Raw genomic sequence first — 25,686 nt, 5'->3', positions numbered from 1 at the left:
CTTTGGCCAAGAGGCGGCGCTAGTCCGGCACGTCGATGCGGGGCGACTTGAAGCCCATGGCGATCCAGGCGGCCAGCAGCCTGAAGTAGAAGCGGGCGGTAACGGCTTTGCCGGCCGGGAGCGTGTCGTCGAGGCGTGTCGCGTCCGGCAGATCGGATGTCATGGTGCGGATGCTCATGGGCGGCCGGATGGTCTCGGGCCAGAGACTGGCGTAGAGGCTGAGCCAGTGGCCGCCCTGGAATTCGAGGAAGACAGGGCTGTTGCAGCAACGGGTGAGCACGCGTCGCGTGGGCGCCTGGGGCGAGAGGCGGATGGCCCTGAGGCCGGCGGTGCCGTCGGGAAAGCGCACACGATCCTTGCGATAAAGCGCATAGGGCGTGCCGTGATTGGCGGCCTGCACGGGGAAGGCGGCGGGCAGAGCCTGCAGACGCGTCGCGGCCTCGCGACAGGAATTGCAGTGACATTCGGCTGTGACGAAGGGGGTGCCGGCGAGTTCGACCGCAAAGGCGCCGCAGGCGCAGGAAAGGTGGGTCGTCTCGTGCATGGCTATCTCCATTTGGTCTTTCGATAGCACGTCGAACGAGGGAGCGGGCCTTCGACAGACCCGAAACTATTATGGCTGCAGATGGGACGGCGCACGGTAGGTCCAGGCATCGTGCAGGCGCAGGGACAATTCCTCGTCGTCGATCCGGTCAAGGCGGATCAGCATGGCGTTTTCGCCGATCATGTCGTCGGTCTCGAAATAGATTTCGGGCGAGATTTCCATCAGCAGCACCTTCTGGTCGACGGGGCAGTGGAGAAGGGCGGTGGCGGCATCGTGCATCTGGATGAAAGGCGTGCCGTCCACGGCAAGGCTCGGCGGGCTCGAATCGGTGGCGCTGGTGACGGCAGGGAGTTGGCGCTCGTTGGCGAGGCGGGCGAGCCGGGCCAGGCCCGAGGCGGCATGGGGCGTGTCGTTCATGGCGAAATCTCCCTTGTATCCGAGAAAGCCTCAAACCCGCTCTGGCGCGAAGCGGGGCGATTGGCTACATGCTTGTCCTGCCCCTGAAACACGAAGGACACGCAAAGGGCTCCCGATGAGCGAAGATTTTGACGTGGCGGCCGGCCCCGAAGCCGGGATCGACAAGGATGCATTCCGCGATGCGGAGGGCTGGATCAGTGCGCTCTGGCTGGAGCGGCTGCGGGCCTTCCTGAGCGCTCGGCGTGCCGAGGACGTGGCGCTGGTCATGGCGCCGCTGCACACGTCCGATGTGGGCGACGTGCTCGAACAGCTCGACGAAGGCGAACGGCTGGCGCTGGTGCGCATGCTGGGGGAAAAGTTCGACTTCTCGGCGCTGACCGAGGTGGACGAAAGCATCCGCCTCGAAATCATGGAGGCGCTCTCCAATTCGGAAATCGCACGCGGCGTCGCCGAACTCGACAATGACGACGCGGTGTTCCTGCTCGAGGATTTGGAGCAGGAAGATCAGGACGAGATCCTGTCGGCTCTGCCGACGTTCGAGCGGCTCAGCCTCAAGCGCAGCCTGGACTTTCCCGAGGATTCCGCCGGCCGGCGGATGCAGACCGATTTCATCGCCATCCCGCCCTTCTGGACGGTGGGCCAGACCATCGACTATCTGCGCGCCGAAAAGGACCTGCCGGACGAATTCTACCAGATCTATGTGGTGGACGCGGCCTACAAGGTGCTCGGCACGCTGCCGCTCGACCGGTTCCTGCGCACCAAGCGGGCCACCAAGATCGATGCGATCATGAACAGCAATCTGGTGCTGGTGAAGGCCGAAGAGGACCAGGAAGAGGCGGCGCGCAGCTTCGAGCGCTATGACCTTGTGGAAGTGGGCGTGGTCGACGAGAACGGGCGGCTCGTGGGCGTGCTGACCATCGACGATATTGTCGACGTCATCCAGGAAGAGGCCGAAGAGGATATCAAGCTGCTCGCCGGCGTGGGCGACGAGGACGTGTCGGACACCACGGCGGACACGGTGCGCAGCCGCGCGCCCTGGCTGGGCGTGAACCTGGTGGCCGCCGTGCTCGTGTCGCTGGTCATCGGGCTCTTCAACGCCACGATCGAACAGATGGTGGCGCTGGCCGTGCTGATGCCCATCGTGGCGTCGATGGGCGGTAATGCCGGCGCGCAGACCATGACCGTGACGGTCCGGGCGCTGGCCATGCGCGAGCTCGATGGCGGGCGCCTCAGACGGCTGATCCGGCGCGAAATGGTGGTGGGCTTCGTCAACGGCGTGATCTTTGCCATCCTGCTCGGCCTGGTCACGGCGCTGCGCTATGGCGATGTGGGGCTGGGCGTGGTGATCGGTATGGCGATGGTCATCAACATGATCGTGGCCGGAACGTTCGGAATTCTCATTCCGCTGACGCTGGACCGGCTCAAGGCCGACCCGGCCATTGCCTCGGCGGTGTTCGTCACCACCATTACCGACATCGTTGGTTTCTTTGCCTTTCTGGGGATTGCCGGGCTGTGGTTCGGGCTATTCTAAGGCGCAATCGTGCAACAAAGGCGGCTGTGGAGTGTTGCAGTTTGGCCGCTTGCTTCCCATCTGCGAGACGGTTAACGATTCATCACCGGCCCCTTGAGGGTCGGAGTGGACGACTGACAAGGAGCAATCTATGCGCAGTCAACCGAAGGCCAATGTCTTTCACACCGTGAGCTGGGCCCTGGTATGCCTCGTTTCGATGGGGCTGGTTTTCTCCGTAGTAGCTGGCGTCTAGAACATACGCTGGAGTTATTCACTCAGAAGATTACGGTGAAGGGCGCCCGGCCACTGGGCGCCCTTCGTCTTGAATATGAGGTTGTTCCATGAAGCTCTTGATCGGGAATCGGAATTACTCGACCTGGTCGCTGCGTCCCTGGCTGGTGCTGAAGCATTTCGACATTCCGTTCGAGGACGAGGTGATGCAGCTTTCCGGGCCCGGCTGGCGCGAGGCGATTGCAGCGCGTTCGCCTACCGGCAAGGTGCCGGTGCTGATCGACGGCACGCTGGTGGTTCCGGAAACCATCGCCATTATCGAATATCTGGCCGACAGCTTTCCCGACAAGCCGATCTGGCCGACGGACCGCCAGCAGCGCGCATTGGCGCGGGCCGCAGCGGCAGAAATGCATGCCGGGTTTTCCGCCCTGCGCAATCATGCGCCGATGAACCTGCGGGCGAGCCATCCCGGCAAGGTTGATCCCGACAGTGTGCGGGGCGACCTGCATCGCGTCGAGACGCTGTGGGGCGGGCTGCTGGAACGATCGGGCGGGCCCTATCTCTTCGGCGAATTCTGTGCGGCGGACGCCATGTTCGCGCCATTGGCCACCCGTATCCGCACCTATGACCTGCCCGTCTCGGACGTGGCCGGCCGCTATGTGGAGGCCATCTACGCCCTGCCGGCCTTCCAGGACTGGCGCAACCAGGCGCTGCAGGAGCCCTGGGTGGTGGACGACGACGAAATCGACGTGATCCAGGGCCGGGTCGCGCCGGGGACCCTTGCATGATCCATATGGTGAAGCTCTGCGTTGGCGTGGCCAGCGTGGAGGAACTGGAAAGCTACCGCGATCAGCGCGCCCATTGGTGGGGTGCCGATTACGGCGAGGACGTGCATGTCCATCGCACGCGCATGATGCCGAAACGGCGCGAAGAGATGGAGGGCGTCTCCTCAATCTACTGGGTCATGTCGGGCGCGATTCTCTGCCGGCAGCGCATCCTGCGGCTGGGCTCGCATACGGATGCCGAGGGCAAGGATTACTGCGACATCATCATGGCGCCCGACATCGTCCGCACCCTGCCTTATCCGAAGCGCCCGTTCCAGGGCTGGCGCTATCTGCGGCCCGAGGATGCGCCGCCGGACATGGAAGGGAACGATAACGAGAACTCGGTGGAGCTCGCCGCAGAACTGGCAAGGATGGGGCTGATCTAGCCTGTCTTCTTCGTTCTTTGCGAGCGGGGTGCCTGAAAAGGCGGATCGCAATACCCGTCACCCATTCGGATGGGCGAGGTGTCGCCCTTACCCGACAGACTTAATCGTCACCACCCAGTTAGACCGGGTGGTGCAGAGGATGTCGGGGCATGGCGTGGATTGCCCGGTCAAGCCGGGCAATGACGTGGTGGATGGCCCGGCGTACCGAAGGCCGGACGCGAGCAGACCGAGGGCTTATTCCGCAGCCCGCGTGGCGAAATGCGGGCGGCGGTCCATGACTTCCTTGAGGAAGGTGCCGGTGTGAGAGCGCGGATTGGCCGCGACCTCCTCGGGTGTGCCCATGGCGACGATCTCGCCTCCGCCATCGCCGCCTTCGGGGCCAAGGTCGATGATCCAGTCGGCGGTCTTGATGACTTCCAGATTATGCTCGATGACGATGACCGTATTGCCGCCCTCGACCAGTTCGTGCAGCACCTCGAGCAGCTTGGCGACGTCGTGGAAATGCAGACCCGTCGTGGGTTCGTCGAGCATGTAGAGCGTGCGGCCGGTGGCGCGCTTGGAGAGCTCCTTGGAGAGCTTGACGCGCTGGGCTTCGCCGCCCGAAAGGGTCGTCGCGGGCTGGCCGACCTTGACGTAGCCGAGTCCGACGCGCTGGAGGGTGGCGAACTTGTCCCGAATGGTGGGGACGGCCGAGAAGAACTCCACGCCTTCGTCGATGGTCATGTCCAGCACGTCGGAAATCGACTTGCCCTTGAACTGGACTTCCAAAGTTTCGCGATTGTAACGCTTGCCCTTGCAGACGTCGCAGGTGACGTAGACGTCGGGCAGGAAGTGCATCTCGATCTTGAGGACACCGTCGCCCTCGCATTTCTCGCAGCGGCCACCCTTCACGTTGAAGGAGAAGCGGCCTGGGCCGTAACCGCGCGTTTTCGCTTCCGGCAGCCCGGCAAACCATTCGCGCAGCGGCGTGAAAGCACCGGTATAGGTGGCCGGGTTAGATCGCGGTGTGCGGCCAATGGGGGACTGATCGATATCGATGACCTTGTCGAGGAATTCGAGACCGGTGAGGCTTTCATGCGGGGCAGGCACCACGCGGGCGCCGTTCAGCCTGCGGGCGATGGCCTGGTACATGGTGTCGATCATCAGCGTCGACTTGCCGCCGCCGGACACACCGGTGATGGCGACAAAAAGGCCGAGCGGCACGTCGACGGAAACGTTCTTGAGATTGTTGCCGGTAGCGCCCTTGATCGAGAGCGCCTTGCCCTTCTTGCCCTCGCGGCGCTCAGCGGGCACGGAAATGCCCATGCGGCCGGAGAGATATTTGCCGGTGAGGCTGTCGGGGTGGTTGAGGATATCCTGCGGCGTGCCCTCGGCTACGATATTGCCACCATTGACGCCGGCACCCGGGCCGATGTCGAGGACGTAATCGGCGGTGAGGATCGCGTCTTCGTCGTGTTCGACGACGATGACGGTATTGCCCAGATCGCGCAGGCGCTGGAGCGTTTCGAGGAGGCGGGCATTGTCGCGCTGGTGCAGGCCGATGGAAGGCTCGTCGAGCACATAGAGCACGCCGGTGAGGCCGGAGCCGATCTGGCTGGCGAGACGGATGCGCTGGCTTTCCCCGCCCGAGAGCGTACCGGAATTGCGCGACATGGAGAGGTATTCGAGGCCCACATCGTTGAGGAATTTCAGGCGCTCGCGGATTTCCTTGAGGATGCGCTCGCCGATCTGGCTCTGGGTAGAGGAGAGCTTGTCCGACAGATCCACGAACCATTTGCTGGCATTGCGGATCGACATTTCGGTGACCTTGCCGATATGCAGGCCGTCGATCTTGACCGCCAGGGATTCCGGCTTGAGACGGTAACCGCCGCAGGCCACGCAGGGCTTGGCAGACATGTATTTCTCGATTTCCTCGCGCATGCCGGCGCTTTCGGTTTCCTTGTAGCGGCGCTCAAGGTTGCCGATGACGCCTTCGAAGACCTTGGAGGTCTTGTACTGGCGCAAGCCATCGTCATAGACGAAATCGATCTTGGTCTTGTCGGTGCCGTAGAGCACGGCATGCTGCACATCGAGCGGCAGTTCGTTCCAGGCGGTACCGGTCGAGGCGCCGTAGTGTTTCACCACGGCCTGGAGGGTCTGCTGGTAATAGGGCGCGCTGGTCTTGGACCAGGGCAGGATGGCGCCGTCGCGCAGCGACAGGGTGGGGTCGGGAACGATCTGATCAGGGTCGATCTTCTGCTCGGTGCCCAGGCCATCGCAGACCGGGCAGGCGCCGAAGGGGTTGTTGAACGAGAACAGGCGCGGTTCGATCTCGGCAATGGTGAAGCCGGAAACCGGGCAGGCGAACTTTTCCGAGAAGGTGATCTGGCGCGGGGTGCCGTCATCATTCTTCTCGTCCGCCAGCTCCACCAGGGCAATGCCTTCGGCCAGCTTCAGCGCGGTCTCGAAACTTTCGGCCAGGCGGCCGGAAATATCGGGGGACACGACAAGGCGATCCACCACCACCTCGATGTCGTGCTTGAATTTCTTGTCGAGCGCGGGCGCGTCTTCGATCTCGTGATATTCGCCGTCGATCTTGACCCGCTGGAAGCCCTTGCGCATCAGATCGGCCAGTTCCTTCTTGAACTCGCCCTTGCGGCCGCGCGCGATGGGGGCCAGCAGGTAGAGGCGCGTTCCCTCGGGCAGTTCCAGGGTGCGGTCGACCATCTGGCTGACAGTCTGGCTTTCGATGGGCAGGCCGGTGGCGGGCGAATAGGGAATGCCGACGCGCGCATAGAGCAGGCGCAGGTAATCGTAGATTTCGGTGACGGTGCCGACCGTCGAGCGCGGGTTGCGGCTCGTCGTCTTCTGTTCGATGGAAATGGCGGGCGAAAGGCCCTCGATGTGCTCGACATCGGGCTTCTGCATCATTTCGAGGAACTGGCGCGCATAGGCGGAAAGCGATTCCACATAGCGGCGCTGCCCCTCGGCATAGATGGTGTCGAAGGCCAGCGAGGACTTGCCCGAGCCGGAAAGCCCCGTCATCACGATCAGGCTGTCGCGCGGCAGCTTGACGTCGATGCCCTTGAGATTGTGCTCGCGGGCACCGCGCACGATGATTTCGCGGTTGAGGCTGGCGGAAGGCTTCATCTTTTCGTCCATGCTGCGGAATGGCGCTGAGCATACAGCGCCCGACGTGACTGGTGGTTGCGGCGAAGATCAAGAAATAGGATTGCCAGACCCGCAGCGCAAGCGCGGCGACCGCATGGCTGCCTTCAATCACAACACTGCGAACATAATGGGAACGCAGCGCGCCTTTCAAGCGGCTTGATCGGCGTGGCAGCATGGTGCTGACACATCATGTCAGCAGGGCCTTGACTCTTCTGTGGAGAAAGAGAACATAAGCGGAACAAGCTGTAAATGCCACGTGTGTGGCGGCCGGAAAGGTCTATGGTGCAGCGATCAGGCCGCGGCCGCGCACCGGGCGGCGCATGAACGGCTGATAGAGAGAGCGTCCCGCGACCGGGCAGACCGGGACTGAATTGGAAGGATTGGTGCCATGGCTGGCAGCGTGAACAAGGTAATTCTGGTGGGCAATCTGGGCAATGACCCCGAGGTGCGCAACCTGCCCAATGGCGGCAAGGTGGTGAACCTGAGCATTGCGACGTCCGAAAGCTGGAAGGACCGCAATACCGGCGAGCGCCGCGAAAAGACCGAATGGCACCGCGTGGTGATCTTCTCGGAAGGGCTGACCCGCGTGGCCGAGAGCTATCTGCGCAAGGGCTCCAAGGTCTATATCGAGGGGCAGTTGCAGACCCGCAAGTGGCAGGACCAGTCCGGCCAGGACAAGTATTCGACCGAAGTGGTGCTTCAGGGCTTCAACTCGAACCTGACGCTGCTGGATGGTCGCGGCGACAATTCGGGCGACAATAGCGGCTATGGTGGCGGCGACGGCGGCTTCCGCGGCGTGCGGGACAATGGTGGCGGCGGTGGTGGCGGGGGCGCGCGGCGTCCCTCGGCCAATGCGCCGGCCTTCGAGCCCGGCGGGATGGACGACGACATTCCGTTCTGAGGGACGCGATAGGAGGGCGGCGCAAGCCGCCCTTTTTGATTCAGGCGGCGCGGAATTGCCGCCAGGTGCCGCGCCCTGCCGACTTGGCGGCGTAAAGCGCAGTATCTGCGTTGCGATAAAGCGTATCGGCGTCCTGATCGATGCGGCGGGCCACGCCCACCGATGCGCCGACATGGTAGGCGGTCTTGCCCAGCAGGAAGGGCTGATCGAAGGCGCGCACGATAGCGGAGGAAAGGACGTCGAGGTCCACGGCCTCGCGGCCATCGATGAGAATGGCGAATTCATCACCGCCGATCCGTGACACGAGGGCCGAAGCGGGCGCGCATTGGCGCAGGCGCTGGCCGGTGCCGATCAGGCAGGCGTCGCCGTGAGCATGGCCGAGCCCGTCATTGATACCCTTGAAATTGTCGAGGTCGATCAGGATCAGCGCACCGGTGGGCACGCCGTGGCGATGGCCGTGCAAATCGTCGAGGCGGGCCTGGAAGCGACCGCGATTGGCCAGCCCGGTCAGCGAGTCGGTTTCGGCCAGCTGGCGTGTGCGCTCGGCGAGCTGCTTTTCCTCGGTGATGTTCTGCTTCATGCCGAAAATGCGGCGCGGCCTGCCATCGATCCCGTCGACGGTGGCGGTGATGCGCATCCAGCGGCGGTTGCCCCTGGCGGTGACGATCTCGGCGTCGAAATTGAAATCACCCAGGGTGGCGATGGCTTCCGAGCGCAGGGCCTGCATCTGGCGGGCGGATTCGGGCGTGTACATGGCCAGCGTGGTGGTGCGGTCGATGCGCGAACCGCGCGGCAATTCGAAAAGGTCGTAGACCCCGTCGGTCCAGGTGAGGTGCTCCTCGGGCAGGGTGCAGGACCAGATGCCGATGCGGGCAGTGGCGGAGGCGCGCTCGATCAGATATTGGCGATGCCGCTCCGCGGAGCGGCGGCGGGCCATGGCGGCATGGGCCGTGAGCTCGGTCATGCGCGCCAGAAGGATATTGGCAGCCAGTTCCGTGCGGCTCTTGTCGTCCCAGAGGACCAGCCAGATCGGACGGGTTTCGTCGATGGTGGGAATGGGCACAACGAGCAGAAAGCGCAGGCTGGAGCCGTCACCCTTGGGCAGAACCTGGCCGAAGGGGCCGAAAAGATCAGGATCGAGATTATGCGGCGCCTGCGTGCCGACATGGGCCTTCCAGCGCTGGTCTGTGCCCATGAGGCCGGCACCGGTCGTTGCCGCAAGATGACGCACGCGCCTCAGAAACCCTTCGGGTGCCAAAGCCGTGTCAGAATGAGCAGTGGCGGGCGATTGCTGGAACAATTTCAGTCTCTCGTCGATGCGAGATATGTAGTCCCACTGCCTTAAGACATTGTTTCCGGAAGGCTTTCGGTAACGAAAATGTGGCGTCCCGTTCAGCGGGTAAGCGGCACTTCGGCGCGCAGGCTATCGCCCGATTCCACATAGACGACTTCGAACACGACATTAATATTGTCGCCGCTGAGCACGATCTGGGCGGAGATGTTGAGGTCCTTGCCCTGCTCATCCTTGTCGCGCTCGCGCAGGTTGAAGATCAGGCTCTGGCCGCGCTTCTGCCCCACGGCGACGCCGCTGAAGGTGACATTGGAGCTCATCACCGCCTCGAAGCGCTTGCTGGCCTCGACATAGGCCATGGTGCCTGCAACCGAGAGCGTGTTGCCTGCCAGGGTGCAGCGGGCGTTGTAATTGACCTTGTCCTGATTGCCCTGGCTCGCCGTGAGGCGACAGACCACGCTTTCCTGAGTGGCACCGATGAGCACGCCGCGGCCGCGCCATTCCCCGATATAGGACTGGATGAGGGCGATATCGGCGGGAGCGGCCAAGGCTGGGACAAAAGCGGCGCCGGTGGAAAACAGAAGACCCGCAAGAGCGATGGCGCGGGTCAGCGGTCCGAGTTTGGTCATGGCGTCATGGCCTCCAGTAGCAAAACCAGCCCCCCGGCTGTCGAGCGAATCTTCGATACCAAATTTGCAGGCGACATGCGCGGCCATTCGTGGGGCAGGAGCAATGCGTCAGTGGGGCGTGCGGGCAGGCTGACGGTTCTCGCCGGTCGTGTGGGTATCGGCCAGGGGATCGTCAGGGGTTGGGTCCTCGTCCGCCATGCGCACGCCGATGCGCCCCAGAGGATGGAAAAACCGGCCGCCTGCCGCCAGCAAAGCGGGCAGGATGAAGAGATCGCCGATCAGCGCAAAGGCAAGGGTGGAAACGAAGAGCGTGCCGAACAGCGCGACCTGCGGGAGTTCGGAAAAGACCACGATGATGACGCCGGCACACAGGATGATGGTGGTGGCCACGATGGCGCCGCCGATGCGGTGCAGTGTGTGGCGGACGGCATCGAGGTGGCCCATGCCTTCGTCGCGCCGGGCATGAAGATAGTGCGAGAGGAAGTGGACGGTGTCGTCGACGGCAATGCCGAACGCGATGGTGAGGGCCATGACCGTGGTCAATTGCAGGCCTTCGCCGGAAAAGTAGAGCCAAGCCTCGGTGCCCAGCACCGGGAAGAGATTGGGAATGGCGGAGGCCAAGGCCACCCGGAAGGACTGGAAGGCAAAACCGATCAGGGCGAGGTTGATGATGACCGAAAGCGTCAGATCGAGCTGCAGGCCGCGCACGATGTCGTCGGTCGCGAAGGTGGTGAGTATGCGAAAGCCGCCGATCTCGGCATCGGTGATGCCGGCAGCCGCCATTTCGGCATTGAGATCATCGACCAATTGCTTGAGCACATCGGATTCGATGATTGTGGGCATAAAGCCAGTGACCAGCGCCTGCGCGCCATCTTCGGTAACAAAGCGCTGACGCATGAAAGGGCCGACGGAATCAAAGACTTCCTGCCGGGAGAAGCCGCTGTCGGTATAGCTGGTGAGGCTGGCGGCCGAGATCACCTTGTTGACCCCGAGATGGCCCTCGAGAATCTGATGGACGGTGCGCACCTTCTCGAAGTCCACCGCACCGATATTGGGATCATCGCCGAGGAGCGGCACTCGAATGTAAAGCGGAGCGACGCCGCCGACGCCCTCGTCGATATCCACCGCCGTCGACAGCGCCAAGGAATCCTTGGCGAGGAAATCCTCGAAGGAAAAGTGCGGCTTGATGAGCACATAGGGCACGATCAGCAGCAGGGTGACGATGATCGCGATTACAGAGACCGGGCGACCATAGCGGCTGGCCAGCATCCAAGCGAAGGGCAGGGGGGCGGTGAGAACGCGGCTGTTCTTGGGCGGCGGCCTGAAGCCAAGGCGGATGGCCAGCTTGAGCAGCAGCGGCAGAAACGTCATGAGGCACACGAACAGCAGGGAGGTGCCCAGGGCGCCGGCGGCCGAAAACTCGCGGATGCCCTGGCCGGGAGTGAGGGCGAGCGAGGCGAAGCTGACAAAGGTGGTGAGCATGGTCAGCGCGGCAGCCGGGCCGACCAGCTTGACGGTGGCGTCGACCGCCTTGTTCGGCTCCATCCCGTCGCGCCAGAAGGCCAGCCAGTTGAAGACGAAGAACATGGACTCGGCAAAGGCAATCACGAGCACCAATGTCGTGACGATGATGGTGAGGAAGGTGAAGGAGCCGAAAAAGAGCAGGATCATGCCCATGGCCCACATCACGGCCAAAAAGGGCGTGGCGGCAACGATCAGCGCACCGAAAAAGGAGCGCAGGGCAAAGAGCGCGATCAGGGCACCCAGCGCAAAGCCCCAGACCGTGAACTTGACCTGATCGGCCACCGAAGCATTCAGCATCTCGGTGGTCCAGATCGGGGGGCCGGTGAGCTCGATCTGGAGGTCTTCGGACTGGTAGGGAGCAATGGTTTCGCGCAGGCTGGCAATGAGCGCTGCGGCGCCGTCGGCACGCACCCTGGCCTGATCGGGGAAGACGATGATGACGATGCCGCTCAGATCGGGGGTGATGAGATTGCCCATCATCGGATCGTTCTGCTGCAGGTCCATCAGGGTGAAGGCGACCTCGTCGGGGGTCAGCATGCCTTCGGGAACGGCCGGAATGGAGCCTCCGCCCGGCACCGGACGGCGCAGGGTAAAGGGCGACATGGTGCCCACGGCATAGTCGTCCAGCTCGAGATCGAACGCGAGGAAACGAATCTGCTCGATGATTTCCGGATCTACGAGGCGCTCGGAATTGACGAGGATGTAGATGTCGTTCTCGAAGGTGCCGAAGGTATCGGAAAGATGCTCGTAGGCATCGTAATAGGGCCCGGAATGGGCATAGACGCGCAACAGGTCGCCATCGACATTGGCGCGGGGAATTTGCGAGAAGGCAAGGATCGAGAAGGCGAGCACGGCCAGGGCCACAAGGCGGGGGAACCGAAGTGTCGCCAGCCCGATATATTCCAGCCCGAAGCCGATGGAGCGCTTGTGGGTGAGGCGGTCACGGGCCCGCTTCAGAAATGAACCTGACGACACCGGGCCCCATCCCCCAATCGGCGCAATGGAGGTTTTCTACGGGTTGGAACTGAGTCCGTCCAGTGAGGAGGGCGCGGGCCGACCGAAGCCGGCCTGCAGGACGGTCAGGCGGACAAGGCGGAAGCGTTGGCCACAAGGAAGTCCCGCAAGGATTGCGGCTTCTGGCCGGAATAGCGCTCAACCACGGCAGTGACGACAGAATGGTGGCCGGTGACGGCGTCCTTCTGGAAGGCCAGCAACGCCTCGGCAAAGCCCTCGGGGATGCCGGCCGAGACCATGCCGGCCTTGAGGGCGGCGGGCTGAAGCGGGATGACCGAAACGGGCTTGCCGCTGATCTGCGCGTAGAGGGCGGCGCGGGCCTCGTTGGTCACCGCTTCGGGGCCGGTGACGTCTTCGATGCTGTTGCCTTGGGCGCTCAGCAAAGCGCCGGCGGCAGCGCGGGCGGCATCGGCGCGGGTGACATAGGCCGTGCCGCGATCGCCGATGAGGCCGAAGAGCTGGCCCGAGGCGATGACATGTGCGGCGTCGGCCAGATTGTTTTCGGCATACATGTGATTGCGCAGGATGGTGAAGCCGATGCCCGAGCCGGCGAGGGCAATTTCGGTCCAGAAATGCTCTGGATTGAGGCCGGCATCGGCATTGGGGCGGGCTGCGGGCGCGGAGGTGTAGACGATGTGGCTGACCCCGGCCTGCCTGGCGGCGGCGATGGCAGCGGTCTGCTGGGCCACGCGGGTGCCAATGCCGTCGGTGGAGATGAGCAGCATGCGCTCGACGCCGGCAAGCGCCTGGGGCAGGCCGGCCGCGTCGTTGAAATCTACCTTGCGGACCTCCACGCCCCTGGCGGCGAGATCGGCCAGCCGGGACGGGTCACGGGTGCCAGCAATGATGTTGGTGGCGCCGCGGGCCAGCAGGGCCTCCACCGCGATGCGCCCGAGATGGCCGGATGCGCCGGTAACGAGCAAGGAACTTTTGGCGAAGGTCGTCATGGTCATTCTCCTGAACAAAGCAGATTTCGACGCAGACCTTGCCGCCATCAATAGCGGAGAGTAAGTATCGAAAAGTAAGTGCCTATCTAGGCGCCGCGGCGCGGGCTGAAAAGAGGGCACTTTTTCGGTCATAGATTACCCGGAGGTAAGTGCATGGCGCAGGGACTGGAAGCGGCTGCGATCTATGTGGAGCGCTGGAACGAGGCGGCCTCAGCCGGCGGGACCGGCGCCTGCCCGGTGCGGCATGTGCTCGACAAGATCGGCGACAAGTGGAGCATGCTGCTGGTGATGACCCTGGCCTCGGGCGCCAAACGGTTCAACCAGCTGCATCGGGAAATGCCCGACATTTCCCAGAAGATGCTGACCCAGACGCTGCGTGACCTGCAGCGTGACGGGCTGGTGGCCCGCAAGGTCTTCGATACCAAGCCGCCCTCGGTGGAGTATCGCCTGACCCCGCTGGGCCAATCGCTGATCGTGCCGTTCGGCCATCTGATCGAATGGGCAAACCAGTCCATGCCCCGGATCAATGCCGCGCGCAGCCATTTCGATGGTGCCGGCGCGCGTTGAGCGCCTCAGCCAGCACTCTCCACAGGCTTGACCCGCAGAAATTGGCATTTTTCCCCGGAATCGCCTATTCATCGGGCAACCAGAACCAACGTAGAATCACCCCGTGACAGATACGCCCGAAGACGTGAGCGGCGGCAGCGTCCCGCCCTCCGACATCGCCCCGATCTACATCACCGACGAGATGCGCAAGAGCTATCTCGATTACGCCATGAGCGTGATCGTCAGCCGCGCGCTGCCGGATGTGCGGGATGGTCTCAAGCCGGTGCACCGGCGCATCCTGTTCTCGATGAGCGAGAACGGCTACGAATATAACAAGCCGTTCCGCAAATCGGCCCGCGTGGTCGGCGACGTGATCGGTAAGTATCACCCGCATGGCGACAGTGCCGTCTACATGGCGCTGGTGCGCATGGCCCAGGAATTTTCCATGGGCCAGATGCTGGTCGAGGGGCAGGGCAATTTCGGCTCGGTCGACGGCGATATGCCTGCGGCGATGCGCTACACCGAAGTGCGCATGCAGCGGATCACCAATTCGCTGCTCGACGATCTCGACAAGGACACGGTCGATTTCCGCGACAATTACGACGGCTCGGAACGAGAACCGACCGTATTGCCGGCGCGGTTCCCCAACATGCTGGTCAATGGCGGCGGCGGCATCGCGGTGGGCATGGCCACCAACATTCCCACGCACAACCTGGCAGAGACCATCAACGCGGCCCTTGCCGTGCTGGACAATCCGGCCATCCTCACCGAGGAGCTGCTCGAGCACCTGCCGGGCCCCGACTTCCCGACGGGCGGCATTATCCTCGGGCGGGCGGGCATTCGCCAGGCCTATGAGACAGGTCGTGGTTCGATCATCGTGCGCGGGCGTTCGACCATCGAGGAAGTGCGCAAGGAACGCGAAGCCATCGTCATCACCGAGATCCCGTATCAGGTGAACAAGGCTTCCATGGTCGAAAAGATCGCCGAACTGGTGCGCGACAAGCGCATCGAAGGCATCGCCGACCTGCGCGACGAATCCAGCCGCGAGGGCATGCGCGTGGTGGTCGAGGTCAAGCGCGATGCGCTGCCCGACGTGGTGCTGAACCAGCTCTACCGCTTTACGCCGCTGCAATCCTCCTTCGGGTGCAACTTCGTAGCACTCAATGGCGGCAAGCCGGAGCTGATGAACCTCAAGCAGATCCTCGATGCCTTCATCGAGTTCCGCGAAGAAGTGGTCACCCGCCGTGCCCGGTTCCTGCTCAACAAGGCCCGCGACCGGGCTCATGTGCTGGTGGGCCTGGCCATTGCCGTGGCCAATATCGACGAGGTCATTGCGCTGATCCGCACCGCGCCCGATCCGGCGACGGCGCGCGAGCAATTGATGACCCGGCGCTGGCCGGCTGCCGATGTCGAGCCGCTGATCCGGCTGATCGACGATCCGCGCCACCGCATCAACGACGATGGCACGTTCAATCTGTCCGAAGAGCAGGCGCGCGCCATCCTCGAACTCCGCCTGGCCCGCCTGACGGCGCTGGGTCGCGATGAAATCGGCGACGAACTCAATGGCCTGGGCGCCGAAATCGAGGACTATCTCGATATCCTGCGGTCGCGCGAGCGCGTTCGGTCCATCATCCGCACCGAGCTCGAAGAGATCCGGGAACAGTTCGGTACGCCACGCCGCACCGAGATTTCCGACCACGCCGCCGATTTCGACGACGAGGACCTGATTGCCCGCGAGGACATGGTCGTGACCGTGAGCCATGCCGGCTACATCAAGCGCGTGCCGCTCTCGACCTATCGGGCGCAGAACCGTGGCGGCAAGGGCCGTTCGGGCATGGCGACGCGCGACGAGGACTTCGTGGCGCGCCTCTTTGTGGCCAATACCCATACCCCGGTGCTGTTCTTCACGAGCCGCGGCATCGCCTACAAGCTCAAGGTCTGGCGCCTGCCGCTGTCTGCAGCCAATGCCCGCGGCAAGGCGCTGATCAATATTCTTCCGCTCGAGCAGGGCGAACGCATCACCTCGATCATGCCGCTGCCGGAGGACGAAACCTCCTGGGGCAATCTCGACATCATGTTCGCCACGACGCGCGGCACGGTGCGCCGTAACTCGCTGGCCGATTTTGTCGAGGTACGCCAGAACGGCAAGATTGCGATGAAGCTCGACGAGGGCGACGAGATCGTGGGCGTGGAAACCTGCACCACCAACAATGACCTGCTGCTGACCACCGCGCTGGGCCAGGCGATCCGCTTCCGGGTGGACGATGTGCGCCTGTTCAAGGGCCGCGATTCCATGGGTGTGCGCGGTATCCAGCTGGCCGACGGCGACAAGGTTATCTCGATGGCTGTGATCAACCATTCGGATGCCGATGCCGAGCAGCGCGCGGCCTATCTCAAGATGAGCCGTGCAGTGCGCGGCGAGGCCGAGAGCGATGAGGCCGGTTCGGACGAGGCCGATGTGGTGGCCGGCGCCTTGAGTCCAGAGCTCTACGCCCAGATGAGCGCCAGCGAGCAGTTCATCCTCGCCATTTCCGAAAACGGCTATGGCAAGCGCACCTCCAGCCACGAATACCGGATTACCGGGCGCGGCGGCAAAGGCATCGTCGCCATGGCCGTCAACAAGCGCAACGGTAATCTGGTCGCTTCCTTCCCGGTGGAAGACGAGGACCAGATCATGCTGATCAGCGATGGTGGGCAGACGATCCGCCTGCCAGTGGGCGGCGACAAGCCGATCCGCATCGTCAGCCGCGGCTCGCAGGGCGTGATCGTGTTCGATACTGCCGAAGACGAAAAGGTCGTTTCGGTGGAACGGATCAGCGAGCCGGAAGAGGACGAGGTGGATGGCGCCGCGCCGCCGCCGGACGAGCCGGCAGCAGAATAGGCAAGGGGCGCTTCGGCGCCCCTTTTCGTTTCAGATGAAGCGCTGGACGCCGCCGCCCGGCGCGATTTGACTGGGCCGTGCCGGAACGGCACCGCCCATGCGCACCTGGCGTGGAATGCTGCTGCCGACATTGGCCTCTGGCTTCCCCTCCCGAGGATCGGGTCCATAGGAATTGGTGCCGCTCTCGGGTGCGTCCAGCATCAGGTAAATGAGCACCAGGGTGCCCAGGACCGGCGCGAGTTGCACGCAATAAAACCAGCCGGTTCGACCGGTATCGTGCAGGCGCCTTACCGTCACGGTGATCGACGGGATCAAATGCGTGATGCCTATGAAAGCCGTCAGCGGCCCAGGGTAATGGGGGTGCGGCTCGATGTCGTAAAGGACATAGTCACCGCAGAGCGCCAGAAGCGACAACAGGGTGGTGACCAGAAGGAAAATCCAGTACTGGCGCCGTGTCGAGCGGCCCGAACATTCGAAGTAGCGTAACATCCCGTCGCAATACGAGATCATGTCCAGTGCCCACGTAGTAATCCCCATGCCTATGTAACAGTGGCGCCTTTGCTTGGCGTGAAGGGAATGAGGACACGCTTAGCAAACTATCAACGAAACTTGCCGGCTATAGCGACTTCCGTTTGCTAGTGGAGGCAAGCAACTTCAAGAAGATCGAGGACATTGACTATGCCTTCCACAAGAATCGAAACGCGGCGCGGCTGGCTTGGGGCGCGGAAACGGGATTTTCTCGAGGCGGTGCAGGGCGCTCTGGTCGCCGGCATCCGCATTCCGGAGGCGGATCGCTGCGTGCGCATGGCGGAATATGACGAGGAAGCCTTCATCTTGCCCGGCCATGTGGGTTCGAATTACACGGTGATCGAGATCAGCCTTTTTACCGGGCGCAGCCTCGATGCCAAGCGGCGGCTTTATGCGGCGCTGGTGGCGGCTGTGGAGCCCTTTGGCCTTGCGGCCCACGATCTCAAGGTCATCCTGCATGAAGTGCCGCGGGAAAACTGGGGGCTGCGGGGCAAGCCGGGCAGCGAGATCGAACTCGGTTTCACGGTCGAGGTCTGATGCAGCGCGGGCCGGTAAGCTTGCCAAATCGGCAAGGCGCGTGACAAAACCACGGCAACACAGGGTGAAGAGCATGAATGGTCTGGTCGGGTTCTATCCCGGTTCGTTCGATCCGTTGACCAACGGGCATCTCGACGTGATCGAGCGGGCCTGCAAGCTGGTCGACACGCTGGTTGTGGCCGTGGGCATCAGCGCCACCAAGAAAAACCCGCTCTTCACCCACGAGGATCGCATTGCCATTCTCGAGCAGGTGCTGCCCCCGATCGGCGCGCGGACCAATACCAGTTTCAAGATCGTCGATTTCTCGGGGCTGATGGTCAATGCCGCCCGCGAGCATGGCGCCAAGCTGATCATTCGCGGTCTGCGCGACACCACCGACTACAATTACGAGATGCAGATGGTCGGCATGAATGCGCAGATGGCGCCCGATCTTCAGACCGTATTCCTGCCTTCCAGCCCGCCGGTGCGGCATATCTCGGCCACATTGGTGCGCCAGATCGCTGAAATGGGCGGGGACATCTCCGCCTTTGTCCCGCCAATCGTTCTCAAGGCTCTCAAGTCCAAATGATCAAGCTGACCCGCCGCACCTTTGCCGCCCTCGCCCTTGGCGCGACTCTGTTTTCCGCTCCTGCCTTCGCCCAGGAGGGCAGCCCCCACCTGATCCTGACGCTGGAAGATGGCGTGGTCGACATCGAATTGCTTCCAGCCATCGCGCCGCTGCATGTCGAGCGCATCGTGACGCTGACCAATGAGGGGCTCTATAACGGCGTGGTGTTCCACCGCGTCATCGATGGCTTCATGGCCCAGACCGGCGACGTGCAGAACGGCAATGCCGATGCCGACGGCTATAACCTGGCCATGGCCGGTACCGGCGGGTCCGAGCTGCCCGACGTGCAGGCCGAATTCAATTCGGAAAGCTTCGTGCGCGGCGCGGTGGGCGCAGCGCGCTCGGCCGATCCCAATTCCTTCAATTCGCAGTTCTTCATCGTGACGGCCGATTCCACCTTCCTCGACAACCAGTACACCGTCTTCGGCAAGGTTGTTTCGGGCATGGACGCGGTCGATGCGCTGGAAAAGGGTCCGCAGAGCCAGAACGGCGCCGTTGCCAATCCCGACAAGATCGTCAGCGCGACAATCGAATACAAGTAAGGCATTTGTCCCTGTCCCCGGAGCCGTCCGGGGACAGACTTCGCCCGGCATGAATTGCGTGCCTCGGCTTGCACCCCTTGGCCATTCGGCTTAAATCCGGGCCACAATCCAACCGAAAGAGACCGCTTATGGCTTACGCCGATCCGGAAAACACGCTCGTCATCGAAACCACCAAGGGCAAGGTTGTCATCGCCATGAAGCCCGACGTGGCGCCTGGCCATGTCGACCACATCAAGAAGCTGGCCCGCGAAGGCGCCTATGACGGCGTGGTGTTCCACCGCGTGATCGACGGCTTCATGGCCCAGACGGGCGATGTGAAGTTCGGCAATTCCAACCTGCCCGAATTCAACCCCTCGCGCGCCGGCACGGGTGGCTCGAAGTATCCGAACATCAAGCAGGAATTCAACGAGACCCCGCACAAGCGCGGCACCGCCTCGATGGCCCGCGCACAGGATCCGAACAGCGCCAATTCGCAGTTCTTCATCTGCTTCCAGGATGCGCCTTTCCTCAACCGCCAGTACACGGTTTGGGGCGAAGTGATCGAAGGCATGGAAAATGTCGACCAGATCAAGCGCGGCGAGCCGGTGATCAACCCGGACAAGATGGTGTCGGTCAAGGTTGCCGCAGACATTGCCGAATAAGCTGATGCTGGCGGCCCTGGCCGCCAGCCTTCTTGCCAGTCCTGCCTGGGCCACACAGGGGCTGGGCTGCGTTTCGCCGGATGGCGGCACGCAGATCAGCCTGTCGCTGGGCTCGGCCGGGGGCCTTGCCATCGTCGGCGCCCGCATGCAGGCCGACGGGCAAAGCTGGGTCACCGACCCGGCCTATGGCGATGGCGACATTTTCACCATCGGCCAGCGCTTTGCCGACGAAAGCGGTCTCAAGGTTGATTTCTTCGACGACATTCTCAATGACCGCGTGGCCGAACTGCGGCTCAGCCGCGCCGAGGACGGTGCCGACCTGGTCTTTGCCGGCACGTTGCGGATCGTTGACCTGGGTGCCTGGGCTTTGTCCTGCGACGAGCAATAGAACAGGCACGACTTGACGGGCAGGGTCCAGCGGGAGTGAGGTCAACGCCTCACGACCATCCGGTCGGCTTGAGTCTTTCCCTCACAGGTTCGTTGCTTTGAAAATGGATGCACTACTCTGGGCGCTGATGGGCGTCGTCGCCGGCGCCTGCATTGCCGCACAGGCCCCGATCAACGCCAATCTCGGCCGGGCGCTGGACGTGCCGGTGGCCGCCGCTGCAGTCTCGTTCCTGTCCGGCGGCATCGTGCTATGGATGCTGGCATTCCTCTTCAGCCACCTGACCGCGACCCCGATCAATTTCGCCGCCGCGGCGCCTTGGACGCTGGTGGCCGGCGGTCTCCTGGGCGCGTTCTATGTCTTTTCCAACATCACGCTGACCCCGATGATCGGTGCTGCCGCCGTAATGGCCCTGTCGGTGACGGGACAATTGGTGGGCGGCCTGTTTCTCGATAAGGTCGGCTTCATGGGCATGGCGGTGCGCGAGATTTCCATGGGACGCATTGCCGGGGCCGCGTTGCTTGTCATCGGCGCGGTGATGATCCGCGTGCTTTAGCAAGGGAACGGCGAGAGCCGTGTTTGTGTTGTCGTGCCGACATGCTAACGAGCCACCATGCTTGTATCCGATTTCGACTTTGAACTTCCCGAGACGCTGATTGCCCTGCATCCGGCAGAGCCGCGCGACAGCGCGCGCCTGCTTGTGGTGCGGCCGGAAGAGGCGCTCGAGGATCGTCATATCCCCGACCTGCGGACCCTGTTGCGCCCCGGCGACGTGCTGGTGGTCAACGATACGCGCGTGCTGCCGGCCGAGCTGCGCGGCGTGCGAATTCGTGGCGAGAACCGGGCCGGGGTGTCGTTCAACCTGCACAAGCGGGTCGATGCCCATACCTGGCGTGCCTTTGCGCGGCCGGCAAAGAAGATGGGCCTGCTCGACGACCTCGAACTGGGCAATGGCGAGGGCGAACTGCTGCGCGCCCGCATTGCGGGGAAGGGCGACACGGGGGAAGTGACGCTGGAATTCGAATTGGGCGGGGCCCAGCTCGACGAGGCGATCAAGTCGCATGGCGCCATGCCGCTGCCGCCCTATATCGGCGCCAAGCGGGCGGTGGAAGAGCGCGACAAGGTCGATTACCAGACCGTTTATGCTGCCGAGGACGGCGCCGTCGCGGCACCGACTGCGGGGCTGCACTTCACCGAAAAACTATTGCAGGACCTTGCCGACATGGACGTGGCCATGGAGCGCGTGACCCTGCATGTGGGGGCGGGCACGTTCCTGCCGATGAAGGTGGACGACACCGACGATCACGTCATGCATTCGGAATGGGGCGAGATCGACCAGGCGACCGTGGAGCGGATCAATGCGCGCCGGGCGGCCGGGGGCAGGGTGATCGCGGTGGGTACGACCAGCCTGCGACTCCTGGAAACGGCCTCCCGTGCTACGGGCGAACTCAAGCCCTTCGTGGGGGACACGGACATCTTCATCACGCCGGGGTTCCGGTTCCGCACCGTGGACGTGCTGATGACCAATTTCCACCTACCCAAATCGACGCTGTTCATGCTGGTCAGCGCGTTTTGCGGGCTGGAGACGATGAAGCGGGCCTATGCCCACGCCATCGCCAACGGGTATCGCTTTTATTCCTACGGCGATTCATCGCTGCTGCATCGGGCCGCTCATCCCGAGGATGATGCGTGAGCGGTGACTATCGGCCGATAACACGGCAGATCAACCGCATCGTCTCGGGGCTGCGGCGGGTGGCGGCGAGCGAGGCGCCCAAGCTGACCTTTCATCGATTGGTCGAGACGATGGGGCCGCATTCCCATCGTTTGCTGATCCTGATGCTGACGCTGTTGAACATGATCCCGGGCCCGCCGGGATTTGGAGGCACGCTCGCGTGGACGACCCTGGCGGTGGCCCTGTTCATGGTGCTGGGCAAGCCAATCCGTCTGCCCGACCTGATCGGCAAGCGAAAGTTACCGCTTGGCGCGCTGATCAAGGCCAGCGAGACCGTAGCGAAGGTGACGGCGTTGATCGCACGGTTTTCGAAGCCGCGCCTGCGCTGGCTGACCGGGGCAGGGGCAACGCTTCCCTTTGGCATTTTCACCATGGCCGTCAGCGTTTTCATGACGGTGCCAATCCCGTTCATCAACGCCATTCCCAATGTGGGACTTTGCGTGGTTGCGTTCTCGATGCTCAACCGCGACGGGCTGGGCGTCATCATCGGTCTGGTCATCTCGGCCATTGGGCTCGTGGTCGCCGGCCTGTTGCTGGCTGGCGCCTTTCACCTGGGGATGGCGGCGGTCGACGCCGTGGTCTAGAGCCCGGCGGCGTCGTGCTCCAGCGTGCCCGAGAAACCGCAGGCGGCGCCATGGTAATAAAGGCAGCCGCCCTGTTCCTCGGTTGTCAGCGTGCCGTCTTCGTTGAAGGTCAGGGCGATTTCGCAATAGCGCTGGTTCATCGGGCTTTCGCCGAGAAGGGCGTCGTACCCCTCGTTCTCGACAAAGAAGTTGCCGCCTTCGCTGGTGAGACTGACCTCGCCATCGACCCCGCCGGCGCAGCCGCCCATATCGGTGATTGGCACGATCGTGTTGATCGAGATGGCGTAGATGTCGTTCTGCAGATGATCGAGATCGAGCGTGATCTGCCCTTCGCCGTCACCGAACCAATGGCCTTGATGCTCCTGGGCAAAAGCGGGGGTGAGAAGGGTGGCTGCGAACAGGGCGGCCAGAGCGGGACGAAACATGTCAAACACCTCAAATCAAATGCACGAGAGTCAGTCTCGAGACAAAGAATGGCGGAAATCGGAGATGGATGCGCGCCAATTTCAAGAGTGATTGTCGGAAGCGCGGCGAGGGGATAGAACCGCGCGCATGAAACAGGTCAGCTTTACGATTGCCGCTACAGACGGCATGGCCCGCCGCGGCCGCATCGACACGCCGCGCGGCGAGATCAACACACCCGCCTTCATGCCCGTGGGTACGGCCGGCACGGTGAAGGCCATGTATCCCGAGCAGGTGCGGGAGACGGGTGCCGATATCCTGCTCGGCAATACCTATCACCTGATGCTGCGACCGGGCGCCGAGCGTGTCGCCTCGCTGGGTGGCTTGCACGATTTCATGGACTGGCAGCGGCCGATCCTGACCGATAGCGGCGGTTTCCAGGTCATGTCCCTGGCCAAGCTGCGCAAGCTGACCGAGAAGGGCGTGACCTTCAAGTCCCATATCGATGGATCCAGCCACGAGCTGACCCCGGAGCGTTCCATCGAAATCCAGACGCTGCTCGACAGCGACATCATCATGCAGCTCGACGAGTGCATCGCCTTGCCGGCCGAGCGCAAGGAGATGGAGCGGGCCATGGAATTGTCGATCCGCTGGGCCGACCGCTCCAAGACCGCGTTCAACAACCAGCTGAACCGGGCACTGTTCGGCATCGTGCAGGGCGGTGACGACGCTGAATTGCGTGCCCGCTCGGCAGCGGGGCTCAAGTCCATCGGCTTTGACGGCTATGCCGTGGGCGGGCTGGCCGTGGGCGAGCCGCAGGAGGTGATGTTCCGCGTGCTGTCCGAAATCACCCCGGAACTGCCGCAGGACAAACCGCGCTACCTGATGGGCGTGGGCAAGCCGGACGATATCCTGGGCGGCATCGAACGCGGGATCGACATGTTCGATTGCGTGCACCCGACGCGCGCCGGCCGGCATGGACATGCCTATACGCGCTTTGGCGTCATCAACCTGAAGAATGCCCGGCATAAGGATGATCACCGTCCGCTGGACGAGGCCTCGCCGAACCCCAATTGCCGGCGCTGGAGCCGGGCCTATCTACACCATCTGGTCCGGACCGAGGAGATTTTGGGAGCCATGGTGCTTTCCCAGATCAACCTCGCCTATTATCAGGAACTGACCGCCGGTACGCGCGCTGCCATCGAGGCCGGGCGGATGAGTGATTTCGCGGCCGAGACGCGGGCGGCATGGGCCGCCGGCGACCTGCCGGTTCTGTGAGGGAAATGAGTATGGCCAAGGGCTCCAAGGACAACGGCTTCACCGCGCTCAACAAGCACCGCAAGCGGCTGAGCGAAACCACCATGCGCGAGATGTTCGCGGCTGACGATGCCCGGTTCAACCGGTTCTCCGCCCAAGGCGCCGATATCCTGCTCGATTATTCGAAGAACCGCATCGACGAGGATGTCATGACGGCTCTTTTCGAGCTGGCCCGCGCCGCTGGCGTCGAGGAGCGTCGTACCCAGATGTGCGAGGGCGAGCACATCAATATCACCGAAGATCGTGCGGTGATGCACATGGCGCTGCGATATCAGGGCGACAAGCCAGTCAGCGTGGACGGCCACGACGTGATGCCCGACGTGCGCGGCGTGCTCAAGGCCATCGAAGCCTATACCAATGCCGTGCGCAGCGGCGATATCCGCGGCCATGGTGGCGAGCAGATAACCGATGTGGTCAATATCGGTATTGGTGGCTCGGACCTCGGGCCCGCCATGGTGACGCTGGCGCTCGAGCCCTATACGCGCGCCGACTTGCGGGCGCATTACGTCTCCAATGTGGACGGCGCCCATATCCACGACGTGCTCAAACGCCTCGATCCGAAGAAAACGCTGTTCATCGTCGCTTCCAAGACCTTCACGACCGACGAGACCATGACCAATGCCAATTCGGCGCGGAAATGGATCGCCGAAGCGCTGGGCGAGGAGGCCGTGCCCAACCATTTCGCCGCCGTTTCCACCAATCTTGAGGCTTGCGCGAAGTTCGGCATCCGCGAGGACAGGATCTTCGGGTTCTGGGACTGGGTGGGCGGCCGGTATTCGGTGTGGTCGGCCATCGGCCTGCCCATCGCCCTGGCCGTGGGTTATGACAATTTTGACAGGTTGCTTGCCGGCGCCGATGCGATGGACCGGCATTTCCTGGAAACGCCGCTGGAAGACAATCTGCCGGTGATCATGGCGCTGCTGGGCGTCTGGTATCGCAATGCCTGGGGCTTCTCGACGCATGCGGTTCTGCCTTATGACCAGCGCCTCAGCCGCTTTGCCGCGTATCTCCAGCAGCAGGACATGGAATCAAACGGCAAGTCTGTGACGCTGTCGGGCAAGCCAGTGGACTGGCCGACCGGCCCGATCGTCTGGGGCGAGCCGGGCACCAACGGGCAGCATGCCTTCTATCAGCTGATCCACCAGGGTACGGATGTCATACCCTGCGACTTCCTGATTGCCGCCCGGCCGCATGAAAGCCTGCCGCCGCATCACGACAAGCTGGTCGCCAATGTGTTGGCACAGTCCGAAGCCCTGATGCTGGGCAAGACCAAGGACGAGGTGGTGGCCGAGCTCAAGGCGCAGGGCCTGGACAAGGACAAGATCAAGGCACTGGCCCCGCATAAAGTGTTCCCCGGCAACCGTCCGTCGAACACCCTGTTCTACCCGCAATTGACGCCGGAAATTCTCGGCTCGCTGATCGCGCTCTACGAGCACAAGGTGTTCGTGCAGGGGGTCATCTGGAACGTCAATTCCTATGACCAATGGGGTGTGGAGCTCGGCAAGCAGTTGGCCAAGGCATTGCTGCCCAAGGTGCAGGGGCAGGAGAGCGGGGAGGGCCATGACAGCTCCACTCAGGGGCTCCTCGGCTATTATCTCGCCAACAAGGGCTGATGC

Annotated in this window: 25 protein-coding genes; 16 read left to right on the top strand and 9 right to left on the bottom strand. The window is 63.1% G+C overall.

Annotated features, from left to right (window positions below; translation table 11 throughout):
- Nucleotides 1-19: 19 nt before the first annotated feature.
- Entirely contained in the window at nucleotides 20-544 is a 525-nt protein-coding gene (locus VE26_RS07620) for a GFA family protein (RefSeq protein ID WP_046105143.1), read from the bottom strand.
- Between the two features lie 69 nt (nucleotides 545-613).
- Nucleotides 614-961 carry a hypothetical protein gene (locus VE26_RS07615; protein WP_046104412.1) on the bottom strand — a complete coding sequence of 116 codons (348 nt, stop codon included), beginning with the start codon at nucleotides 959-961 and terminating at the stop codon, nucleotides 614-616.
- A gap of 115 nt (nucleotides 962-1,076) precedes the next feature.
- On the opposite strand from VE26_RS07615, the gene mgtE reads away from it, so the two are divergent.
- The 3 genes from mgtE to VE26_RS07600 all read left to right on the top strand — a co-directional run bounded on the left by mgtE (nucleotide 1,077) and on the right by VE26_RS07600 (nucleotide 3,912).
- The gene (gene mgtE / locus VE26_RS07610; RefSeq protein WP_046104411.1) at nucleotides 1,077-2,492 is read left to right on the top strand and encodes a magnesium transporter; all 1,416 of its coding nucleotides are present in this window, start codon (nucleotides 1,077-1,079) and stop codon (nucleotides 2,490-2,492) included.
- Nucleotides 2,493-2,812: 320 nt separating this feature from the next.
- Nucleotides 2,813-3,490, top strand: coding sequence for a glutathione S-transferase family protein (locus tag VE26_RS07605; protein WP_046104410.1), 678 nt, complete (start codon nucleotides 2,813-2,815; stop codon nucleotides 3,488-3,490).
- Entirely contained in the window at nucleotides 3,487-3,912 is a 426-nt protein-coding gene (locus tag VE26_RS07600; protein ID WP_046104409.1) for a DUF1489 family protein, read from the top strand. Before VE26_RS07605 ends, VE26_RS07600 begins: the two co-directional genes overlap by 4 nt.
- Before the next feature lie 234 nt (nucleotides 3,913-4,146).
- Here the strand turns inward: VE26_RS07600 and uvrA are convergent, their stop codons facing one another.
- Entirely contained in the window at nucleotides 4,147-7,041 is a 2,895-nt protein-coding gene (uvrA, locus tag VE26_RS07595) for an excinuclease ABC subunit UvrA (RefSeq protein WP_152658759.1), read from the bottom strand.
- A 409-nt stretch (nucleotides 7,042-7,450) separates the two neighbouring features.
- Here uvrA and ssb point away from each other — a divergent pair, with 409 nt between their 5' ends.
- Nucleotides 7,451-7,963, top strand: a complete 513-nt coding sequence (ssb, locus tag VE26_RS07590; protein WP_046104407.1) for a single-stranded DNA-binding protein — start codon at nucleotides 7,451-7,453, stop codon at nucleotides 7,961-7,963.
- Between the two features lie 40 nt (nucleotides 7,964-8,003).
- On the opposite strand, the gene VE26_RS07585 is transcribed toward ssb, so the two are convergent.
- The 4 genes from VE26_RS07585 to VE26_RS07570 form a co-directional block, all read right to left on the bottom strand.
- Nucleotides 8,004-9,194 (bottom strand): sensor domain-containing diguanylate cyclase, encoded by a 1,191-nt coding sequence (locus VE26_RS07585; RefSeq protein WP_152658758.1) that lies wholly within the window; start codon nucleotides 9,192-9,194, stop codon nucleotides 8,004-8,006.
- Nucleotides 9,195-9,355: 161 nt separating this feature from the next.
- Nucleotides 9,356-9,883: a hypothetical protein gene (locus tag VE26_RS07580; RefSeq protein ID WP_152658757.1), complete on the bottom strand. Its 528-nt coding sequence runs from the start codon at nucleotides 9,881-9,883 to the stop codon at nucleotides 9,356-9,358.
- 108 nt (nucleotides 9,884-9,991) lie between these two features.
- A complete protein-coding gene (locus VE26_RS07575; protein ID WP_046104405.1) occupies nucleotides 9,992-12,382 on the bottom strand; it encodes an efflux RND transporter permease subunit in 2,391 nt (796 codons plus the stop codon).
- A 104-nt stretch (nucleotides 12,383-12,486) separates the two neighbouring features.
- Entirely contained in the window at nucleotides 12,487-13,368 is an 882-nt protein-coding gene (locus VE26_RS07570; RefSeq protein ID WP_046105141.1) for an NAD(P)H-binding protein, read from the bottom strand.
- 153 nt (nucleotides 13,369-13,521) lie between these two features.
- On the opposite strand from VE26_RS07570, the gene VE26_RS07565 reads away from it, so the two are divergent.
- Nucleotides 13,522-13,935, top strand: a complete 414-nt coding sequence (locus tag VE26_RS07565; RefSeq protein ID WP_052715748.1) for a winged helix-turn-helix transcriptional regulator — start codon at nucleotides 13,522-13,524, stop codon at nucleotides 13,933-13,935.
- A 181-nt stretch (nucleotides 13,936-14,116) separates the two neighbouring features.
- Complete coding sequence (gyrA, locus tag VE26_RS07560; RefSeq protein ID WP_244465675.1) at nucleotides 14,117-16,795, top strand: DNA gyrase subunit A; 2,679 nt, start codon at nucleotides 14,117-14,119, stop codon at nucleotides 16,793-16,795.
- 30 nt (nucleotides 16,796-16,825) lie between these two features.
- Here the strand turns inward: gyrA and VE26_RS07555 are convergent, their stop codons facing one another.
- Nucleotides 16,826-17,284, bottom strand: coding sequence for a DUF805 domain-containing protein (locus VE26_RS07555; RefSeq protein WP_052715747.1), 459 nt, complete (start codon nucleotides 17,282-17,284; stop codon nucleotides 16,826-16,828).
- A 189-nt stretch (nucleotides 17,285-17,473) separates the two neighbouring features.
- On the opposite strand from VE26_RS07555, the gene VE26_RS07550 reads away from it, so the two are divergent.
- From VE26_RS07550 to VE26_RS07515, 8 genes are all read left to right on the top strand, one after another.
- Entirely contained in the window at nucleotides 17,474-17,860 is a 387-nt protein-coding gene (locus tag VE26_RS07550) for a tautomerase family protein (RefSeq protein WP_046104403.1), read from the top strand.
- Between the two features lie 73 nt (nucleotides 17,861-17,933).
- Nucleotides 17,934-18,428, top strand: coding sequence for a pantetheine-phosphate adenylyltransferase (coaD, locus tag VE26_RS07545; RefSeq protein ID WP_046105138.1), 495 nt, complete (start codon nucleotides 17,934-17,936; stop codon nucleotides 18,426-18,428).
- Nucleotides 18,425-19,009: a peptidylprolyl isomerase gene (locus VE26_RS07540; RefSeq protein ID WP_046104402.1), complete on the top strand. Its 585-nt coding sequence runs from the start codon at nucleotides 18,425-18,427 to the stop codon at nucleotides 19,007-19,009. The genes coaD and VE26_RS07540 overlap by 4 nt, the downstream gene beginning before the upstream one ends.
- Before the next feature lie 128 nt (nucleotides 19,010-19,137).
- Nucleotides 19,138-19,650, top strand: a complete 513-nt coding sequence (locus VE26_RS07535) for a peptidylprolyl isomerase (protein ID WP_046104401.1) — start codon at nucleotides 19,138-19,140, stop codon at nucleotides 19,648-19,650.
- A gap of 4 nt (nucleotides 19,651-19,654) precedes the next feature.
- The gene (locus tag VE26_RS07530; RefSeq protein WP_046104400.1) at nucleotides 19,655-20,038 is read left to right on the top strand and encodes a hypothetical protein; all 384 of its coding nucleotides are present in this window, start codon (nucleotides 19,655-19,657) and stop codon (nucleotides 20,036-20,038) included.
- 103 nt (nucleotides 20,039-20,141) lie between these two features.
- Complete coding sequence (locus VE26_RS07525) at nucleotides 20,142-20,591, top strand: DMT family transporter (protein ID WP_046104399.1); 450 nt, start codon at nucleotides 20,142-20,144, stop codon at nucleotides 20,589-20,591.
- A gap of 57 nt (nucleotides 20,592-20,648) precedes the next feature.
- Nucleotides 20,649-21,728 carry a tRNA preQ1(34) S-adenosylmethionine ribosyltransferase-isomerase QueA gene (gene queA, locus VE26_RS07520; RefSeq protein WP_046104398.1) on the top strand — a complete coding sequence of 360 codons (1,080 nt, stop codon included), beginning with the start codon at nucleotides 20,649-20,651 and terminating at the stop codon, nucleotides 21,726-21,728.
- Complete coding sequence (locus VE26_RS07515; protein ID WP_046104397.1) at nucleotides 21,725-22,351, top strand: exopolysaccharide biosynthesis protein; 627 nt, start codon at nucleotides 21,725-21,727, stop codon at nucleotides 22,349-22,351. The genes queA and VE26_RS07515 overlap by 4 nt, the downstream gene beginning before the upstream one ends.
- Here the strand turns inward: VE26_RS07515 and VE26_RS07510 are convergent.
- Nucleotides 22,348-22,776, bottom strand: coding sequence for a hypothetical protein (locus tag VE26_RS07510; RefSeq protein WP_046104396.1), 429 nt, complete (start codon nucleotides 22,774-22,776; stop codon nucleotides 22,348-22,350). The genes VE26_RS07515 and VE26_RS07510 overlap by 4 nt on opposite strands.
- A 127-nt stretch (nucleotides 22,777-22,903) precedes the next feature.
- Here VE26_RS07510 and tgt point away from each other — a divergent pair, with 127 nt between their 5' ends.
- Together tgt and pgi are read left to right on the top strand one after the other, a co-directional pair.
- Nucleotides 22,904-24,031: a tRNA guanosine(34) transglycosylase Tgt gene (gene tgt / locus VE26_RS07505; RefSeq protein ID WP_046104395.1), complete on the top strand. Its 1,128-nt coding sequence runs from the start codon at nucleotides 22,904-22,906 to the stop codon at nucleotides 24,029-24,031.
- A gap of 11 nt (nucleotides 24,032-24,042) precedes the next feature.
- On the top strand, nucleotides 24,043-25,683 hold the full coding sequence (gene pgi, locus VE26_RS07500; RefSeq protein WP_046104394.1) for a glucose-6-phosphate isomerase: 1,641 nt from the start codon (nucleotides 24,043-24,045) through the stop codon (nucleotides 25,681-25,683).
- The last annotated feature ends 3 nt before the right edge of the window (nucleotides 25,684-25,686 follow it).

It is taken from the genome of Devosia chinhatensis, assembly GCF_000969445.1.
GTDB classification, from domain to species: domain Bacteria; phylum Pseudomonadota; class Alphaproteobacteria; order Rhizobiales; family Devosiaceae; genus Devosia; species Devosia chinhatensis.
Note: the sequence above shows the minus strand (reverse complement) of the source record. Positions and strands in the feature narration are given on the sequence as shown.

Bases quoted from the DNA above. Each gene is read 5' to 3' on its own strand.
- VE26_RS07525 (WP_046104399.1), top strand. From the start codon at position 20,142: ATGGATGCACTACTCTGGGCGCTGATGGGCGTCGTCGCCGGCGCCTGC.
- uvrA (WP_152658759.1), bottom strand. From the start codon at position 7,041: ATGAAGCCTTCCGCCAGCCTCAACCGCGAAATCATCGTGCGCGGTGCC.
- gyrA (WP_244465675.1), top strand. From the start codon at position 14,117: ATGCGCAAGAGCTATCTCGATTACGCCATGAGCGTGATCGTCAGCCGC.
- VE26_RS07565 (WP_052715748.1), top strand. From the start codon at position 13,522: ATGGCGCAGGGACTGGAAGCGGCTGCGATCTATGTGGAGCGCTGGAAC.
- coaD (WP_046105138.1), top strand. From the start codon at position 17,934: ATGAATGGTCTGGTCGGGTTCTATCCCGGTTCGTTCGATCCGTTGACC.
- VE26_RS07605 (WP_046104410.1), top strand. From the start codon at position 2,813: ATGAAGCTCTTGATCGGGAATCGGAATTACTCGACCTGGTCGCTGCGT.
- VE26_RS07555 (WP_052715747.1), bottom strand. From the start codon at position 17,284: ATGTTACGCTACTTCGAATGTTCGGGCCGCTCGACACGGCGCCAGTAC.
- VE26_RS07540 (WP_046104402.1), top strand. From the start codon at position 18,425: ATGATCAAGCTGACCCGCCGCACCTTTGCCGCCCTCGCCCTTGGCGCG.
- VE26_RS07550 (WP_046104403.1), top strand. From the start codon at position 17,474: ATGCCTTCCACAAGAATCGAAACGCGGCGCGGCTGGCTTGGGGCGCGG.
- VE26_RS07535 (WP_046104401.1), top strand. From the start codon at position 19,138: ATGGCTTACGCCGATCCGGAAAACACGCTCGTCATCGAAACCACCAAG.
- VE26_RS07530 (WP_046104400.1), top strand. From the start codon at position 19,655: ATGCTGGCGGCCCTGGCCGCCAGCCTTCTTGCCAGTCCTGCCTGGGCC.
- pgi (WP_046104394.1), top strand. From the start codon at position 24,043: ATGGCCAAGGGCTCCAAGGACAACGGCTTCACCGCGCTCAACAAGCAC.
- VE26_RS07580 (WP_152658757.1), bottom strand. From the start codon at position 9,883: ATGACCAAACTCGGACCGCTGACCCGCGCCATCGCTCTTGCGGGTCTT.
- VE26_RS07615 (WP_046104412.1), bottom strand. From the start codon at position 961: ATGAACGACACGCCCCATGCCGCCTCGGGCCTGGCCCGGCTCGCCCGC.
- ssb (WP_046104407.1), top strand. From the start codon at position 7,451: ATGGCTGGCAGCGTGAACAAGGTAATTCTGGTGGGCAATCTGGGCAAT.
- VE26_RS07600 (WP_046104409.1), top strand. From the start codon at position 3,487: ATGATCCATATGGTGAAGCTCTGCGTTGGCGTGGCCAGCGTGGAGGAA.
- VE26_RS07570 (WP_046105141.1), bottom strand. From the start codon at position 13,368: ATGACGACCTTCGCCAAAAGTTCCTTGCTCGTTACCGGCGCATCCGGC.
- VE26_RS07510 (WP_046104396.1), bottom strand. From the start codon at position 22,776: ATGTTTCGTCCCGCTCTGGCCGCCCTGTTCGCAGCCACCCTTCTCACC.
- mgtE (WP_046104411.1), top strand. From the start codon at position 1,077: ATGAGCGAAGATTTTGACGTGGCGGCCGGCCCCGAAGCCGGGATCGAC.
- VE26_RS07620 (WP_046105143.1), bottom strand. From the start codon at position 544: ATGCACGAGACGACCCACCTTTCCTGCGCCTGCGGCGCCTTTGCGGTC.
- tgt (WP_046104395.1), top strand. From the start codon at position 22,904: ATGAAACAGGTCAGCTTTACGATTGCCGCTACAGACGGCATGGCCCGC.
- queA (WP_046104398.1), top strand. From the start codon at position 20,649: ATGCTTGTATCCGATTTCGACTTTGAACTTCCCGAGACGCTGATTGCC.